Origin of the sequence: Vibrio sp. Sgm 5, from assembly GCF_026241575.1 — a bacterium.
GTDB lineage: Bacteria > Pseudomonadota > Gammaproteobacteria > Enterobacterales > Vibrionaceae > Vibrio > Vibrio jasicida.
Map to the genome: position 1 here is coordinate 109633 of NZ_JAPHPY010000009.1, position 16229 is coordinate 125861.

Here is a 16229-nt window from a genome sequence, read left to right on the forward strand (position 1 = left end):
AAATTGAAAAAAGCGATATATAGTTTCAGTTCGGTGTTTATAAATTGAAATTATATCGCGAAATATTACGATTTTATGGTTTTAGATGTCGCGGTTAAGCTTTGTTCGATAACATTGTAAGGTGTTCCGAAAGCGGCAGTGGTCTTGCGACCCCAAACCCTTGAGCAAACTGGATATTTAGCGCTTTCAGTGTGTCGATATGATCTTCTGATTCGACAAACTCGGCAACCGTGACTAACTGCATGCTGCTGGCGACTTGGCTGATGGCTTGGACGATTATTCTGTCATTTTCACTGTCGACAATGTTTTTCACGAATGAGCCGTCCACCTTAAGCACGTCAAGGGGAAGGCGACGCAAATAATCGAAGCTCGCATAACCGGTGCCAAAATCATCCAGTGCGATGGTGGAACCTGCTTCCCGAAGTCTGTTTAAGTTTTGAATTGCAATTGGTTCATTACGAAGTGCATCCGACTCAGTGATTTCAAAACACAGTTTATTCATCGGGATCTGGTGTAGCTCCGCTTCGGTTTGAATGTCTTCCGCTAAACCCTGTGAATTCAGCGCTTTGGCGGTCAGATTGATGGCACATCGTCCGATCGAGTCCCAATCTTTAATATGGTTTTTTAGCGCTTTGAAAGTGTGTTCGATTACCCATTTGTCTAGCTCTCTTTCTAAACCGAACTCATTGATTAAAGGGAAAAACTCAGCCGGAGACATAAGCTCTCCCTGTTTAGGTTTAAGGCGCAGCAAAATCTCAAAGTGGGCATTTTGAGCGTTATCCGATAGCGCTCGATAAGGCTGACAATAGAGCTCAAATTCGTTTTCGCGAAAGCACTGTTGAATGAAGCTCAACTGGTTAAGTGTCTTATTTTCTTCTTGATTGTGTGTTACCCAGTTCACGCATGCGGTGTCGCGACCTTGTTGCTCGCACAGTTTGGAGATCAAAGGATCAAGATTGTGGTTTCCGTAGATGGAAGCACACTGGATGGTACGTTTTACAAGGCTTACCGCGCTGTCGTCGAAGTAAAAATAAAAACGGTCTAACAGCCCAATGAGTTTGTTTAACTCTGCTTCCATGTTTGGCAAGCGTGGTGCAAAACAAAGTAAACCGCTAGCGAATGGCGGAAGATAAGCTCGAGTTAGGTGGTCAGTCTTATACGCGAGGTATTGGCTAAGTTGTTTCATTAACTGTGCTCGACCTTGGTGTCCTAATCCATGAAGTTTAGATAAGGTTGGTTCAAGATCGATGTAGATAAGTGTTGCATGGGTTTGTTTGGCGACATCTTCTTTTAATTGCGCGAGGTTATATAACCCAGTGAAGCTGTCGATGCGCTCCTTACGAATGGCATTGCGTGTCGTGACGTAGTTTTTGATCGTATGGGCACCAAGCATGAAAGTGAGCATGGTCAGTACAAACAAAACCAGCAACATCGCATAAACTTGTTCACGAGATATAAAGCCAAGATTGTATCGACTGATGATGTTCTCGACACAAACGAGCAATGTCGTTGCACCAATCAACATGGGGCGCAGTAAACCTAATTTGCCTAACCCCATGCCTACTAGGCACAGTAACATCAAACTGAGCGTATTAAGTGTCAGCGGGTTTTGTGTGGATATGCTGGCGACCAAAAATAGCGCACATACCATCAACCATAAGCGATAGTGGAATGGATCAGAGTAGGCCGCCATCATTGCACGATCGAGCTTAATATACGGTGCATTTTCTCCATCAAGGACATAGCTTAAACCAAGGCTCAACAGAGGAGTTAGTACCATTTGTGTCAAAATGGCGCTCAAAACAGAGTAAGCGATAAACTCAAAAGAGAGGTTTGTCACGTCACTTAAAAAGGCACTAATCAGCATGAGTAGAGCAGTGTTTGCAATAGGATAGAGAATGCCGATTAATACCGCATAATAACTGAGCTTTAAGGTGAAGTTATACGCCGCAACGCGTTTTAATGCGGATCGGTAGAGGTGACAAAACAACAGCGGCAATGCGGGGAGCAACACAGAAAACAGTACCGTCATTTCCCATGGACGCTTGGAAAAGAATCCATAGTAAAACAGCAGTCCTGCCACGATAGTCGGGAGGACTCTCCAACTGTATCGCAGCGTTACGGTAACAACGAAAGCAGCCGTAAAAGAGAGTACGTGAACGCGGTCTTGCGCAATCACATAGAAATTGGAGAGGCTATAGCTAACTTGTATTGCGCAAAAGATTAGGATTTGAATGCCTAAAAACTGCCACCACTTTTTATTTTTATAATCGAGCAAAGGGCTGATTTGCTCGAATCCAGACACCGACATTATCCACTCTAATTCTGACAACTAAATCGAAGCGCTGACGTAAACGCGAGTTCTTCATTTCCATGATGATTCGCCTAGCAAAATGAGCGTTGTTGCTCATGTTGGACGGTGTTCGCCTGTATTGTTTTTATTATTTTTGTATATAAGAGCGGCGATTATTCAACAAAAAAGCGCTAACAATCAAATAAAAACTGGTACGACGTTCCGTTTATATGAAAGAGCTCTCATGGAAAGTCGCGCAGAATACTTCAATTTAGAGGTACGACTATCAATAAAATCGCAAGAAGTTCATGAAATCGTTAGGTTCCGTCTCATTTCGCCACTATATTTCGTTCGTCATGCCGTAAAAAGAAGAGACTACAATGAAAATCACCTCAGCAGAAAAACAAGATTTAGTTGCACTATACGAGCTCGAACACAAGCTGTTTGGGCATCATGCATATCCAAGATTCTTCTTCAGACAAGCATTTGATTGCTGGCAACAGGGATTGGTGGTTTCCAAACACGGCGAGCAAGTCACAGGCTATGTTTTGATGGCACAAAGTGATGAACAAAACACCCATTGGATTTTGTCACTTGCGGTAGATAGTCAGCATCGAGGAAAGGGGATTGCACGTTCGCTTGTGGAGAATGTAATCACAAAAGCAAGTTCCGGCTCTACCGTTAAGTTAACTGTCGACCCAAACAATGCGCCAGCTTACAAGTTGTACACTTCGTTAGGCTTTAAGGTTCTGGAAAAAGAAGAAGATTATTTCGGTGATGGAGAGCCGAGACTGGTTATGGCACTAGCCCGTTAATCTTGCACTTCTGTGATTCAAACTCGCACCTAATCAGTGCATTGCCAATTTTAAAGTGAAAGTGGATTTTGTTAAGCTTTTGAAATATAACGCAATATATAATTGGCATCGGGTTTGCAATTTAGATTACGTTCATCGTTAACTCGATGCGCCGCTTTCCCTTAGCAGGCGGTTAAGCGGATAGGGTATTACTTTTTTGAGCTTTTATAGGCAATGCAGCCTCTCTCGTTTCGGGAGAGGTTTTTTTTCGCTTGTAGCTCGTCATTCTAAGGAAAGAATCAGGGGGCGGAATGTCGCAAGGATGCAAAAAAACCACTTGTCCCTATTGTGGTGTTGGATGTGGTGTCGAGGTCAATGCGAAAGGAATCGTTGGGGATGCGTGTCATCCTGCAAATGCGGGATCACTGTGCGTAAAGGGCGTCGCGCTGGCAGAGAGCTTGAATATGCCTTCGCGCTTGCTGTATCCAAAGCTTGTCACCAAGCAGCGACCTCAAGGGCAAGAAGTACAATGGCAACAAGCCACAGATCTGATTGCAGAAAAGATTCATCAAGCGAAAGCGGAGTTTGGACCGGATTCCGTCGCTATGTATGTTTCTGGTCAGTTGTTGACGGAAGACTATTACGTCGCCAACAAACTCATGAAAGGCTATGTTGGCAGCGCTAACATCGATACGAACTCCCGTTTGTGCATGTCTTCGGCGGTTGCGGCTCATGTACGAGCATTTGGTGAAGATGTCGTTCCTGTCAATTACGACGACATTGATAATACCGAGTTGTTGGTTATCTGCGGTGCGAATACAGCTTGGACACACCCTGTTTTATTTCGACGTATTCAACAAGCGAGAGAGAACAATCCTAATCTCAAACTGGTGGTTATTGACCCGCGTGAAACGGTCACAGCACAGCAAGCGGATTTGCATCTACCAATTAAAAATGATGGGGATGTATCACTTTTTAATGGGCTGCTTAAGTTTCTTATTGAGCAGCAATATATTGATTCTAAATACATTAATTCTTATGCCGACGGGTTTGATGCGCTTGCAGAAGAAGTTTCTGATTCGCGTTACGATGTCACTAACCTAACGTCTTCCATTGGCATTTCAGAAGAAAAACTCACGACATTCTTCCAATGGTTTGCGCAAAGCCCAACCGCAATCACGTTGTTTTGCCAAGGGGTTAACCAAGCCGAAAATGGTGTTGATAAAGGCAATGCCATTATTAATGCACACTTGGCGTCAGGCAAAATTGCCAAGTCAGGTTGCGGGCCGTTTTCTATTACAGGTCAGCCGAATGCGATGGGCGGACGAGAAGTCGGTGGTTTGGCAAATCAATTAGCGGTTCATCGCGCTTTTGACGCAGAGTCTATCAAGCAAGTGCAGGCGTTTTGGGATTCACCAGAAATTGCCACTCAGCCCGGTTTAAAAGCCGTTGAGCTGTTTGAGGCGGTAGAACGTGGTGAGATTAAAGTTCTCTGGATCATGGCAACCAATCCCGTCGTCTCTTTACCAGATAACCAATTGGTAAAACGTGCACTAGAGATTTGTCCGTTTGTGATTGTTTCCGATATCACAGTGGATTCGGATGTCGCGCATTACGCGGACCTGTTGCTGCCCGCCGCTGGCTGGGGGGAGAAACAAGGCATGCTGACCAACTCTGAGCGTCGACTTTCTAGGCAGCGTCAGTTTCAAACGCCTCCCGGTGAAGCAAAATCAGATTGGTGGGCGATAAGCCAAGTCGGACAAGCTCTGTGTGCATTGGAAAAGACACAAAATGGTTTTGCGTTTACTTCTGAGCGGGCGGTATTCAGGGAATATGCGGCGATGACAGGCATGAATGCAGATTCGCCATTGAAGCTCGACCTGTCTGAATACGCGAACTTAACCGAGCAAGAATACGAAGAGTGGGTGCCAACACAATGGGGAGGAGAGCGTCCTTTTGCTGATGGCGTCTATTCGCACCCAGATGGTAAAGCGCGTTTTGTCGTGACCAGTGAATCTCCAACGCGTTTAGAGAGAACAAAAAGCTGGTGGCTCAATACGGGCAGGCAACGCGACCAATGGCATACCATGACGCGCACAGGGCATATCGCACACCTTGCCGCCTCTGAGTTAGAACCAACCGTGTACATGAACACACTCTCTGCTACTCAAAACCGCTTAAAAGCAGGACAACTCACCAAGCTGTTTCAGCCTGCTTCAAACACCGGTATTTATGCCAAAGTTGCCATTGATGAGGGTTTGGGTTTTCAGGAGCTGTTTATGTCAATGCACTGGGCGGGTCGATATGGCGGTGAAAGTAGTGTTAACGCGATAGTAAACAGCGCAAAAGACCCTATTTCCGGGCAGCCTGCGTTTAAGTCATCTTATGTTGAAGTGCAAGACGCAGCGGTCAAAACCTACGGTATGTTCATCGGTACACAGTTTGATTCCGGCAAGTTTCTCTACAGCGCATTTCAAGCAGAAAGCAATTTGGGCATTTGGCGCTTTGCACACGATAAGCGACCAAAGAAGCAGAGTTTTTGTCGAACGGAAAAGAGCCGCAGAATTACGATAGATATTGCCCAGGGTTGGCTAGCGGTGGATTACGACCTTGTTGGAGACGTTCGTATCATTCGCTCTGTTTTAGTGGTGTCTAGCGAACCGATTCAAACCGACTACACCAACTTTACTGGCTTGATTGGCAAGCCGATGGAGCTATCGCAACTGCTTACCATCACTCAATCGCAAAGCAGTGCCAAACTGGTTTGTAGTTGTTTCCGTGTCACTGATAAACAAATACATGACGCGATGGATAAGCAAGACTGCACTTCACTGACTCAACTTCAAAACAAACTCAAATGCGGCACTAACTGTGGCTCGTGCGTTTCTCAAATCAAACAGATGGTCGACAGTCATCAGCATCAAAAGGGTAAACAGCAAGCGAACCAGCAAAGTTTGGCTATTCAAATAAAGTAAGTCATAAAGAGGATAAGCACATGGAAGCGCCTTATCAAAAGTCTTGGTTTAAGAAAGGACAAGCGAGTCAGAAACAAGAAGGCTCGTCTCGCTTTTCTAAGCATGATCAAGCAAGCAAACTGAACCAACTTTTAGAAAATAACTCCGCAAGTCTAGATGCGAACCACAAAGGTTTTGTCTCGATTGTTGGAGCAGGGCCGCACGATCCTGACTTGTTAACGGTAAAGGCTGTGAAAGCGATTATGTCGGCAGAGGTTCTGCTGTACGACCGTCTGGTTAACAAAGATATTTTGGAGTTGGCTTCGTCACAAGCCGATTGGATTTACGTGGGCAAACGATGCGGACAACCCAGTATTGGTCAGGAAGAAATTTGTGACTTGATGGTGTCGCTTGCTCAACAAGGAAAACGAGTTGTGCGCTTAAAAGGGGGAGATCCTTTTGTATTTGGCCGTGGAGGCGAAGAGGCGTTAGCACTCGTCAAACACTCAATCGCTTACGAAGTCATCCCCGGTATTACTGCTGCGATTGGGTGTTCCGCAAACAGCTTGATTCCGCTGACTCATCGTGGCGTTGCTCGCAGCGTTACCTTTGTTACGGGGCAAGTGGTAACAGGCGCATTTGAAGCCTGGAGCCAACTGATGCAAAGCGGACAAACTTTAGTCTTCTATATGGGGTTAGAAAAGTCATCGCAAATACAAACGGGTTTAATCAATTCCGGTTTGAGAGCAGATTTCCCTGCCGCGATCATCACTCATGGTTGCAGCCCTCAACAACAAGTTCATGTTACCCAACTCAATCAGCTCAATGATTTATCGATTACACTTAAAGGCGTGAGCCCAGCATTGATTGTGATGGGAGAAGTTGTCAAACTGCGCGAACAACTAATAGAAACCGTACAGTCAGTGACGGAATACGAGGGAATATGAGCAGCATTTTGGAATGTATTAGAACAGTCGGTCGTGGCGAACGTGGTAGAAAACCACTGAACTTTGACCAAGCGTTTCGAGTTATGGATGAATACCTAAACGGTGAGTGCGATGACGGTCAGATGGCAATGTTATTGATGCTGATCCGTGTACAGAACGAGACTCAACAAGAAATCGCTGGCTTTGTGAAAGCATTCCAATCCCGCATGCCAGCTATTGGTGCAGATATTGATTGGCCATGTTATGCAGGCAAACGTGAAGCGGCAGGTCAGCCTTGGCATCTGTTGGCAGCGAAGATCCTCGCCGATAATGGCCATAAAGTGCTGATGCACGGCTATCACGACCGTCAATCTGGTCGTTTACACGCAGAAGATTACCTCGACAAGTTTGCTATTGAGAAAGCGGAATCAGTAGAAGAAGCAAAGCGTGTATTAGACACACAAAACATTGTGTATCTACCGCTGAGTGCGTTTGCTCCTCAAGCAGAAACCATGATCGGTTGGAAGAATCGTTATGGGCTTAGAACACCGATTAATACCGTGGTTCGAGCATTGAATCCGGGGCAGGCGACGGTTGGTATTCGTGGTAGCTTCCATCCTGGGTTCCAACAACTTCATGCTGAAGTCGAATTCGAGATTGGTCAAACCGCTCATGCCGTTGTGTCATTCAAAGGACAATCGGGTGAGTCAGAATACAACCCGAAAGTAAGCCAAACCGTATGGTTAAGCCAAACAAGCGGCGTGACATCGCACTACTGGACGGAGCAAATGCTGTCTGAGGTGCCAATGCCTGCGAACTGCCCGTTTGGGACGTCAGAAGATGACATGAACCAAATGGCAAATACGGTTCTTGCCACAATGACAGTGGTGCTATTTGCACAAATGCACGACAGGGAAAAAGCATTCGAACGCGCCTTCTCTTACTGGCAAGCCTATTGCGGCCAGCAATAACGCACTATTGTCAATTAATGTAAAACCAACGACGCAAAGTTGTTGAATCTGAATCCATTATCTATTGTTTGAAGAAGGTAAAAGATCCTAGCTCGCCAATGATGTGTTTCACCACCTTGCTCCTTATCAGAGTGGTGAAACCGCAGTTTTAGCCTCGATAGCGTTCGTTTCTCGCTGCGCTTTTGAGAATGAGAAATTCCCATATGGTAAGACACAGAGGACATGGATAATGGTTCTAAAGCATACCACTCCTAGTGAAAAGGCTTCTCATCCGATCCCGCAAGAAGCCTTCGATTGGTACGACGAATACGCCCACGGAAAAATCTCGCGCCGTGAGTTTCTTAATAGGCTGGGTGGCCTTGCGGTGCTCGGCTTTAGCATGACAGCACTGGTCGATGCACTAACCCCGAATTACGCACTCGCAGAACAAGTTTCATTTAACGATCCTGACATCAAAGCAACTTACGAAACCTTTCCATCTCCAAATGGGCATGGAGAAGGGCGTGGTTATTTGGTGATGCCACAGAAGAAGACCTTGAAATCGCCGACTGTGTTGGTGATTCATGAAAACCGAGGTCTGAACCCTTATATCAAAGATGTCGCAAGACGACTTGCAAAGGACGGCTTTATTGCTTTCGCTCCAGACGCGCTTTATCCACTCGGCGGCTATCCGGGGAACGACGATGAAGGTCGCGCCATGCAGAAAGAGATGGACAGAGCCAAGATTGAACAAGACTTTATTGCAGCCGCTAACTTCCTCAAACAATACGAGGGTGGCAACGGTAAATTGGGCGCGGTTGGATTCTGCTTCGGTGGATACATAGTCAACATGCTTGCAGCGGTAATGCCAGAAGAGCTCGATGCAGGTGTGCCTTTCTATGGAACACCCGCGGCGCAAGAGATCCAAAAGCAAGTCAAAGGGCCATTGATGATTCACTTTGCAGGGCTCGATAAGCGTGTTAACGACACATGGCCTGCCTATGAGCAGCAGTTAATTGCAACTGACGCACGGTATCAAGCGTTAATGTATGAGAACGTCAACCACGGCTTCCATAACGACTCAACGGCACGCTACGCACCGGAAGAAGCAGCGCTCGCTTGGGAACGCACGCTCGGCTTCTTCAAAGAACATCTCGCCTCTAGTTAAAATGCTTCAGCTTTAGTTGGCACATTCCTTGTTATGTCTCTCTTAGTGAGTGAGATATAAACAAGGAATGTGCATGACTCAATCAACGTCAAAAACACCTATCATAGTGTGCTGTGATAGCCTCCAAGAGCAGGCTCGATTGTCCGGCTTATTGAGCAAAGATTACGACAACATCATCGGTTGCCAATTGGCACAACTAGAAACGCTTATGCAGCGAGAACCGTCAGCAAGCGTTGTGGTCGGATGGCAGCAACCAACCGCAGAACTGCGTTTGATCGTCGATTTCTGCCGCAGAAGATCGGCACCACTTCTTATCGTCTTAAAGCAATTATCATCCAATGATATCAATCGGTTATCAGAAAAAATGGACTATGTGCTCATGCCGCACGATAGTGAATTTGCACTTCAGCCTTGGATTGAACATGCGACATTGGTGAGAGCGAAATTCGAAAGTATGCAATCGGAAATTGAATCGCTGACCCATAAGATCGAAGAGCGCAAGCTGGTGGAAAAAGCCAAGGGGTTGCTGATGAAGATGCACAGCGTTGATGAAGATCAGGCTTATAAAGCGCTAAGAAATTCAGCCATGCAATCGAGCCAAACGCTCGCACAAGTTGCCAAGAATTTGATAACTACTTTGGAAGTGTTGGATTAGTTGCTCTACCACTTTGGGGTTAGGGTGCATTTTCTAACGTGGTGCGTGTTGCACTATCAGCAAGCAATAACAGGGAATAAGAAACGGTGGAATAAACTAATTCATTGTATTTACTGTGAAAAATAAGTTGGCACAGTAATTGATTGTCTTAATAATGAAAAAGTTAGAATTGGGTTTATTGTTGAATCGCTTATCTCAATTATCAACGGCGGTAATTGTAGACTTAGCAACGGCGCTACTGCTCTTCGGAGTAGTGGCGCTTTTTTTATGGGAGCAAACCAATGAAATGGAGTTCGATGCTGAAAGTGTCAGCAATTTCGTTATCGGTATTCACCACGGTCAGCGTAAAGGCAGAGTTGGGTGAGCCAGAAATTGAAGACCTGAAGTTTGGTTTTATTAAGTTAACCGATATGGCACCGCTGGCGGTTGCTTATGAGAAAGGTTTTTTTGAAGACGAAGGCTTGTACGTCACTTTAGAAGCGCAAGCAAACTGGAAGGTGCTTTTAGACCGAGTCATCGATGGTGAGCTTGCTGGTGCGCACATGCTTGCTGGTCAGCCATTGGGCGCAACGATTGGTGTCGGCACAAAAGCAGAAGTGATTACCGCGTTCAGTATGGATTTGAACGGCAACGCAATCACGGTTTCCAATGATACCTGGGAGCAGATGAAGCAATACATTCCAAAACAACCAGATGGCAAACCTGTTCACCCAATCAAAGCGGATGCACTGAAGCCTGTGGTCGACAGCTATCTGGATAAAGGCAAACCTTTCAATATGGGCATGGTGTTCCCTGTATCGACGCACAACTATGAGTTGCGATACTGGTTAGCAGCGGGTGGGATCCATCCAGGTTTTTATGCCCCAGAATCAGGCGATAACAGTGGCCAGTTGGATGCTGACGTTCTATTGAGTGTTACACCGCCACCACAAATGCCAGCGACGATGGAAGCGGGCACGATCAAAGGGTACTGCGTAGGCGAACCCTGGAACCAACAAGCCGTATTCAAAGGCATTGGCACACCAGTCGTGACCGATTACGAGATCTGGAAGAACAACCCAGAGAAAGTGTTTGGTGTTTCCAAAGCTTGGGCTGAGAAGTATCCAAACACGCACATTCGAGTAGTCAAAGCCTTGATTCGAGCGGCACATTGGTTGGATGAAAACGACAATGCCAACCGCCAAGAAGCAGTGAAGATGCTATCAAAAAGCGAATACGTTGGAGCGGATGCCGAAGTTATCGCCAACTCAATGACGGGCACATTTGAATACGAGAAAGGCGACAAACGAGACGTGCCAGACTTCAACGTGTTCTTCCGTCATAACGCCACGTACCCGTACTACAGCGACGCGATTTGGTATCTGACCCAAATGCGCCGCTGGGGACAGATCTCAAGCGAGAAATCCGATGATTGGTACATGGATGTGGCAAAAGAGGTTTACCGTCCGGACATTTACCAACAAGCGGCTCAAGCACTGATTGAAGATGGTGTGTTGAGCAAAAAAGACTTCCCAGATTTCAGTGCTGAAGATGGTTTTCGTGCGCCACAAACACACTTTATCGACAACATCGTTTATGACGGTCGCGAGCCAAATAAATATCTAGAGAAGTTCTCTATCGGGCTTAAAGGAAAAGACAAAGTTTAGGGTTAGCAGTCCTACAAAAAATACAGCGGGCAGGTGAGTCTGCCCGCAATAACAAGGATGTAAATTTCTTAGGAGTGAGTATGTCTAGTAATGTCATTTCCCTTTTTCCTGCTAAGCAGGTAGTGAACCGAAGTCGGTTGGTGCTTTTGCCCGTGATTGGTTTGTTGATCTTTTTGGCAATGTGGCACTTAGCAGCGAAAGAAGTGCAAACTTCATTAGGTACGCTACCGGGGCCAGTGCAAACTTTTCAACAGTTCAGCAACCTTGTCGATGACCATTGGCAAGAGCGAGAAAAGGGACAAGCGTTTATCGAGCGTCAGGAAAAACGCAATGCCGCGAAGTTAGCCAAGAATCCAGACGCCGAAGTAAAGATTCGTCCTTACACTGGTAAACCGACGTTCTTCGACCAAATCATAACAAGCTTAGTAACTGTGACTGCAGGCTTTTTGCTGGCGACGGTTATCGCGATTCCGCTTGGCATCGTGCTTGGTCTTAATCAAGGGCTGTATCAAGCGTTCAACCCAATCATTCAATTGCTCAAGCCCGTATCACCTTTGGCTTGGCTGCCTATCGTTACTATGGTGGTGAGTGCTACTTATGTGAGTGATGACCCGATGTTTGCTAAGTCGTTCATTAACTCTCTGATCACAGTGGCGCTGTGTAGCTTGTGGCCGACGCTGATTAACACCGCTGTGGGTGTGACGAGCGTTGATAAAGACTTAATCAATGTGAGCAAAGTGCTTCAACTTTCGTGGTGGCAGCACATACGCACCATCGTTTTACCTTCTGCCATTCCAATGATCTTCACCGGTTTACGTCTCTCTTTAGGTATCGCTTGGATGGTATTGATTGCAGCAGAGATGCTCGCGCAGAACCCAGGGTTAGGCAAGTTCGTTTGGGATGAGTTCCAGAACGGCAGTTCAGCATCATTGGGGCGCATCATGGTGGCTGTCATCACCATCGGTTTTATCGGTTTGATGCTCGATAGAGGCATGCTGCAACTTCAAAAGTGGTTGTCTTGGAATAAACAACAAGCGTTGAGATAAGGGAAAAGATCATGGAAAAAGCATTATTAGATCTAACGCGTTTAGGGATGCGATTCCCAACGCCAGATGGCGAGTTCATCGCGCTTAAGAACGTCGATTTACAAATCAATAAAGGCGAGTTTGTATCGCTGATTGGCCACTCTGGCTGCGGTAAATCAACGGTATTGAACTTAGTCGCGGGTCTGCACATGCCAACAGACGGCGGCGTGATCGTCGATGGACGAGAAGTTGCTGGACCGGGACCTGACCGCGCAGTGGTGTTCCAAAACCATTCATTATTGCCTTGGCTCACTGTGTATCAAAACGTTGAGCTCGCAGTAAAACAAATTGCCGGCAAAAAGGGCAAAGCGTGGATTCAGGAGCAAGTGAATCACTATTTGGAGCTGATTCAAATGCAGCATGCTGCGCACAAAAAGCCGGATGAAATCTCGGGCGGTATGAAGCAGCGAGTCGGCATTGCGAGAGCACTGGCACTTCAACCAAAGGTTTTGCTGATGGATGAACCATTTGGTGCGTTGGATGCGTTAACACGTGCGCACTTACAGGATGCACTGATGAAGATTCAAGCCGAGCTAAACAATACCGTCATCATGATTACCCATGACGTGGATGAAGCGGTGCTGCTATCTGACAAAATCGTGATGATGACCAACGGACCGGCAGCAACCATTGGTGAAGTGTTAGAAGTGAATCTACCGCGCCCTCGTGAGCGTGTCGCACTGGCGGATGATGCGCAGTATCAGAAGTGTCGACAAGCGGTGCTGAAGTTCCTTTACGAGAAGCAATCCAAAGTCGAGATTCCTGCTTCGAAAGAAGACAAACCCAAAACCGCAGCGCAAACTGCATAAGGAGGCAGCGATGAACAGTCCTTTAACGATTCCAGTAAAGAACGCATTGAGCCACATCGTTGTGGTAGGCAACGGTATGGTCGGGCAACACCTCGTCGAGCAATTAGTGCAGAAAAACGCGCATTTGGAGCACCGAATTACCGTTATTGGTGCAGAGCGCTTTATCGCGTATGACCGTGTACAGTTGTCCTCTTTGTTTGCGGGTAAGTCTCATGATGATTTGATGCTGAGTAACCAAGAATGGTACGACATGCATGGCATCCAACTCGTACTTGGCAGCCAAGTAACAGGCATCGACAGAGAACAAAAGCGCCTTCTGCTTGATGGTGAAGATGTGCTGGGTTACGACCAACTTGTGCTCGCGACTGGTTCGTACCCATTTGTGCCACCAATTGAAGGTAAAGACCGCGACAACGTGTTTGTCTACCGCACGCTTGATGATCTTTCACAAATCAAAAAGGCATGTGAAGGCGCAAGAACAGGCGCAGTGATTGGCGGCGGCTTATTGGGTTTAGAAGCGGCAAATGCACTCAAACTATTGGGGTTAGAAACTCACGTCATTGAATTTGCTCCTCGCCTGATGCCCGTGCAGTTAGACGATGGTGCTGGCTTAGTGCTAAAAGAGAAGATTGAAGCGCTAGGGCTAACCGTTCACACCTCAACGGGTACGGAACGAATCTGCGATGGTGAAACGGCTAAGCATCGTATGGTGTTTAAAGACAAAGATCCTCTCGAAGTAGATGTCATAGTCTTTTCCGCAGGGATTCGCCCTCAAGATGAGTTGGCAGGGTTGGCTGAGCTAGAAGTAGGCGAGCGAGGCGGTATTGTGATTAACAACCAATGCCAAACCAGCGATGAGAATATTTACGCGATTGGCGAATGTGCCCTTTGGGAGCAGAAGATATTTGGTTTAGTCGCACCCGGTTACACCATGGCGAGAACCACTGCCGATGTCCTGACTGGAATGCCAAGCGAAGGTTTTAAAGGTGCAGACATGAGCACCAAACTCAAGCTGCTTGGGGTGGATGTGGCGTCTATCGGCGATGCACAAATGCAAACCGAAGGCGCACAAGAAATGGTCTTGCAAGATGCGGTCGCAGGCATCTACAAAAAGCTGGTGGTTGATGCAAGCGGCACCCAATTGCTTGGTGCGATTCTCGTTGGTGACAACAGTGACTACGATGCGCTTTTGCAGTGTTATTTGAACAAAACGGTCCTGCCAGACCACGCCGCGAACCTGCTGTTTGATACCGGAATGCTGGACGGAGAGATGCCAGACAGCGCTATCATCTGTTCTTGTCACAACGTCACAAAAGGCGACTTAGTTGCCGAGATTCAAGCTGGCACTACCAACCTGACGGACCTTAAAGCCAATACCAAAGCCGGTACTGGCTGTGGTGGCTGTAGCAATATGGTGAAGTCGGTATTGGATACTCAATTGGCAGCTATGGGGGTAGAGGTTAACAACCACCTTTGTGAGCACTTTGAGCTCAGTCGCCAAGATATGTTCCATATTTGCCAAGTGGAACAAATCAAAGACTTCGACACCTTAATTGCACTGCATGGCAAAGGGCATGGGTGTGATATCTGTAAGCCGACAGCAGCATCTGTATTTGCTTCTTTGTGGAATGAACACATTATGGAGCGACAGCATCAATCTCTGCAAGATTCCAACGATGCCTTTATGGCGAACCTGCAAAAAGATGGCTCTTACTCGATTGTACCTCGTGTTCCGGGCGGCGAAATCACACCAGACAAACTCATCGTGCTAGGCGAAGTTGCTCAGCAATACGATCTGTACACCAAGATCACTGGCGGTCAGCGGGTGGATTTATTTGGCGCGCAGTTAGAACAGCTTCCTGAAATCTGGCAAACCTTAATCGATGCCGGTTTTGAAACAGGGCACGCCTACGGTAAATCGGTGCGCACCGTGAAATCGTGCGTGGGTTCTACTTGGTGTCGTTATGGTGTTGATGATTCAGTTGGATTAGCCATTGAGTTAGAGAACCGCTACAAAGGATTGCGAGCGCCCCATAAGCTTAAGTTTGCCGTATCGGGCTGTACTCGCGAGTGTGCAGAAGCGCAAAGTAAAGACATTGGGGTGATCGCCACCGAAAACGGCTGGAATCTATACGTTTGCGGTAATGGCGGCATGAGACCAAGACACGCGGATTTGTTTGCATCCGATCTATCCAAATCAGAGTTGATCACCATGATCGACCGAGTATTGATGTTCTACGTCAGCACCGCTGATCGCTTGCAGCGCACGTCGGTGTGGATGGAGAACATGGAAGGGGGCCTAGATTACCTTAAACAAGTGATTTTGGATGACTCTCTGAATTTATGTGATTCTTTGGATGAACAAATGGCGCGAGTCGTAGATACCTATCAATGTGAGTGGAAGAGTACGCTGGATAATCCTCAAAAACTGCAACGCTTCCGTCCTTTCTTGAACAGCACGTCGGGCAGTAAAGTCTTGCCGTACCAACGTGTGCGCGGTCAGCGTATTCCCGTGAAACAGGAGGTGTAAATGGCAGCTTTAACCAAAGTGAAATTGTGTCAGCTTGATGACTTAATGCCGTTTATCGGTGCTACTGTATTGATTGAAGGCGAGCACGTTGCGTTATTCTACATTCCAGATAGCGGTGTTTACGCCGTTCAAGATTGGGACCCAATAGGTAAGGCTTATGTGATGAGTCGAGGGATTGTCGGTGATATCGATGGTGAGATGTGTGTTGCATCACCACTGTATAAACAGCACTTCAGTTTAAAGAGTGGGCAATGTTTGGAAGACGATGCGCACTGTCTAAAAACGTGGCAAGTAACAGTCGACGATAATCAGGTTTGTTACTTAGCCGAGGAATGATCCTCGAAATTAGCTTGCTCGATATGAATAAGTTATTGGCGTAAGAGACAAGCGAATAAAGCTCCAGAGACAGTACAGTATGG

General features: G+C 46.7%; 12 protein-coding genes. 11 read left to right on the forward strand and 1 reads right to left on the reverse strand.

Translation table 11 applies throughout. From position 1 onward, the window contains the following. Positions 1 to 94 precede the first annotated feature (94 nt). On the reverse strand, positions 95 to 2311 hold the full coding sequence (locus OQJ86_RS07635; RefSeq protein WP_265987386.1) for an EAL domain-containing protein: 2217 nt from the start codon (positions 2309 to 2311) through the stop codon (positions 95 to 97). A gap of 362 nt (positions 2312 to 2673) precedes the next feature. Here OQJ86_RS07635 and OQJ86_RS07640 point away from each other — a divergent pair, with 362 nt between their 5' ends. The 11 genes from OQJ86_RS07640 (at position 2674) to nirD (ending at position 16146) form a co-directional block, all read left to right on the forward strand. Continuing rightward, complete coding sequence (locus tag OQJ86_RS07640) at positions 2674 to 3108, forward strand: GNAT family N-acetyltransferase (RefSeq protein WP_039839537.1); 435 nt, start codon at positions 2674 to 2676, stop codon at positions 3106 to 3108. 290 nt (positions 3109 to 3398) lie between these two features. After that, positions 3399 to 6062 (forward strand): nitrate reductase, encoded by a 2664-nt coding sequence (locus OQJ86_RS07645; protein ID WP_265987387.1) that lies wholly within the window; start codon positions 3399 to 3401, stop codon positions 6060 to 6062. Positions 6063 to 6082: 20 nt separating this feature from the next. Beyond that, on the forward strand, positions 6083 to 6988 hold the full coding sequence (cobA, locus tag OQJ86_RS07650) for a uroporphyrinogen-III C-methyltransferase (protein ID WP_265987388.1): 906 nt from the start codon (positions 6083 to 6085) through the stop codon (positions 6986 to 6988). Beyond that, a complete protein-coding gene (locus OQJ86_RS07655) occupies positions 6985 to 7938 on the forward strand; it encodes a glycosyl transferase family protein (RefSeq protein ID WP_265987389.1) in 954 nt (317 codons plus the stop codon). The genes cobA and OQJ86_RS07655 overlap by 4 nt, the downstream gene beginning before the upstream one ends. Positions 7939 to 8167: 229 nt before the next feature. Further along, positions 8168 to 9085, forward strand: coding sequence for a dienelactone hydrolase family protein (locus OQJ86_RS07660; protein ID WP_105067271.1), 918 nt, complete (start codon positions 8168 to 8170; stop codon positions 9083 to 9085). A 73-nt stretch (positions 9086 to 9158) separates the two neighbouring features. Beyond that, entirely contained in the window at positions 9159 to 9740 is a 582-nt protein-coding gene (locus tag OQJ86_RS07665) for an ANTAR domain-containing response regulator (protein ID WP_265987390.1), read from the forward strand. Between the two features lie 281 nt (positions 9741 to 10021). Beyond that, positions 10022 to 11386, forward strand: a complete 1365-nt coding sequence (locus tag OQJ86_RS07670; RefSeq protein ID WP_005387573.1) for a CmpA/NrtA family ABC transporter substrate-binding protein — start codon at positions 10022 to 10024, stop codon at positions 11384 to 11386. Between the two features lie 80 nt (positions 11387 to 11466). Continuing rightward, positions 11467 to 12432 carry an ABC transporter permease gene (locus tag OQJ86_RS07675; protein WP_265987391.1) on the forward strand — a complete coding sequence of 322 codons (966 nt, stop codon included), beginning with the start codon at positions 11467 to 11469 and terminating at the stop codon, positions 12430 to 12432. A gap of 11 nt (positions 12433 to 12443) precedes the next feature. Continuing rightward, positions 12444 to 13280: an ABC transporter ATP-binding protein gene (locus tag OQJ86_RS07680; RefSeq protein WP_005450080.1), complete on the forward strand. Its 837-nt coding sequence runs from the start codon at positions 12444 to 12446 to the stop codon at positions 13278 to 13280. A 10-nt stretch (positions 13281 to 13290) separates the two neighbouring features. Beyond that, on the forward strand, positions 13291 to 15810 hold the full coding sequence (gene nirB / locus OQJ86_RS07685; protein WP_265987393.1) for a nitrite reductase large subunit NirB: 2520 nt from the start codon (positions 13291 to 13293) through the stop codon (positions 15808 to 15810). Continuing rightward, positions 15811 to 16146 carry a nitrite reductase small subunit NirD gene (gene nirD, locus OQJ86_RS07690; RefSeq protein ID WP_025788178.1) on the forward strand — a complete coding sequence of 112 codons (336 nt, stop codon included), beginning with the start codon at positions 15811 to 15813 and terminating at the stop codon, positions 16144 to 16146. The last annotated feature ends 83 nt before the right edge of the window (positions 16147 to 16229 follow it).

Coding starts and splice junctions, on each gene's coding strand:
- OQJ86_RS07635 (WP_265987386.1), bottom strand. CDS start 2,311: ATGTCGGTGTCTGGATTCGAGCAAATCAGCCCTTTGCTCGATTATAAA.
- OQJ86_RS07640 (WP_039839537.1), top strand. CDS start 2,674: ATGAAAATCACCTCAGCAGAAAAACAAGATTTAGTTGCACTATACGAG.
- OQJ86_RS07645 (WP_265987387.1), top strand. CDS start 3,399: ATGTCGCAAGGATGCAAAAAAACCACTTGTCCCTATTGTGGTGTTGGA.
- cobA (WP_265987388.1), top strand. CDS start 6,083: ATGGAAGCGCCTTATCAAAAGTCTTGGTTTAAGAAAGGACAAGCGAGT.
- OQJ86_RS07655 (WP_265987389.1), top strand. CDS start 6,985: ATGAGCAGCATTTTGGAATGTATTAGAACAGTCGGTCGTGGCGAACGT.
- OQJ86_RS07660 (WP_105067271.1), top strand. CDS start 8,168: ATGGTTCTAAAGCATACCACTCCTAGTGAAAAGGCTTCTCATCCGATC.
- OQJ86_RS07665 (WP_265987390.1), top strand. CDS start 9,159: ATGACTCAATCAACGTCAAAAACACCTATCATAGTGTGCTGTGATAGC.
- OQJ86_RS07670 (WP_005387573.1), top strand. CDS start 10,022: ATGAAATGGAGTTCGATGCTGAAAGTGTCAGCAATTTCGTTATCGGTA.
- OQJ86_RS07675 (WP_265987391.1), top strand. CDS start 11,467: ATGTCTAGTAATGTCATTTCCCTTTTTCCTGCTAAGCAGGTAGTGAAC.
- OQJ86_RS07680 (WP_005450080.1), top strand. CDS start 12,444: ATGGAAAAAGCATTATTAGATCTAACGCGTTTAGGGATGCGATTCCCA.
- nirB (WP_265987393.1), top strand. CDS start 13,291: ATGAACAGTCCTTTAACGATTCCAGTAAAGAACGCATTGAGCCACATC.
- nirD (WP_025788178.1), top strand. CDS start 15,811: ATGGCAGCTTTAACCAAAGTGAAATTGTGTCAGCTTGATGACTTAATG.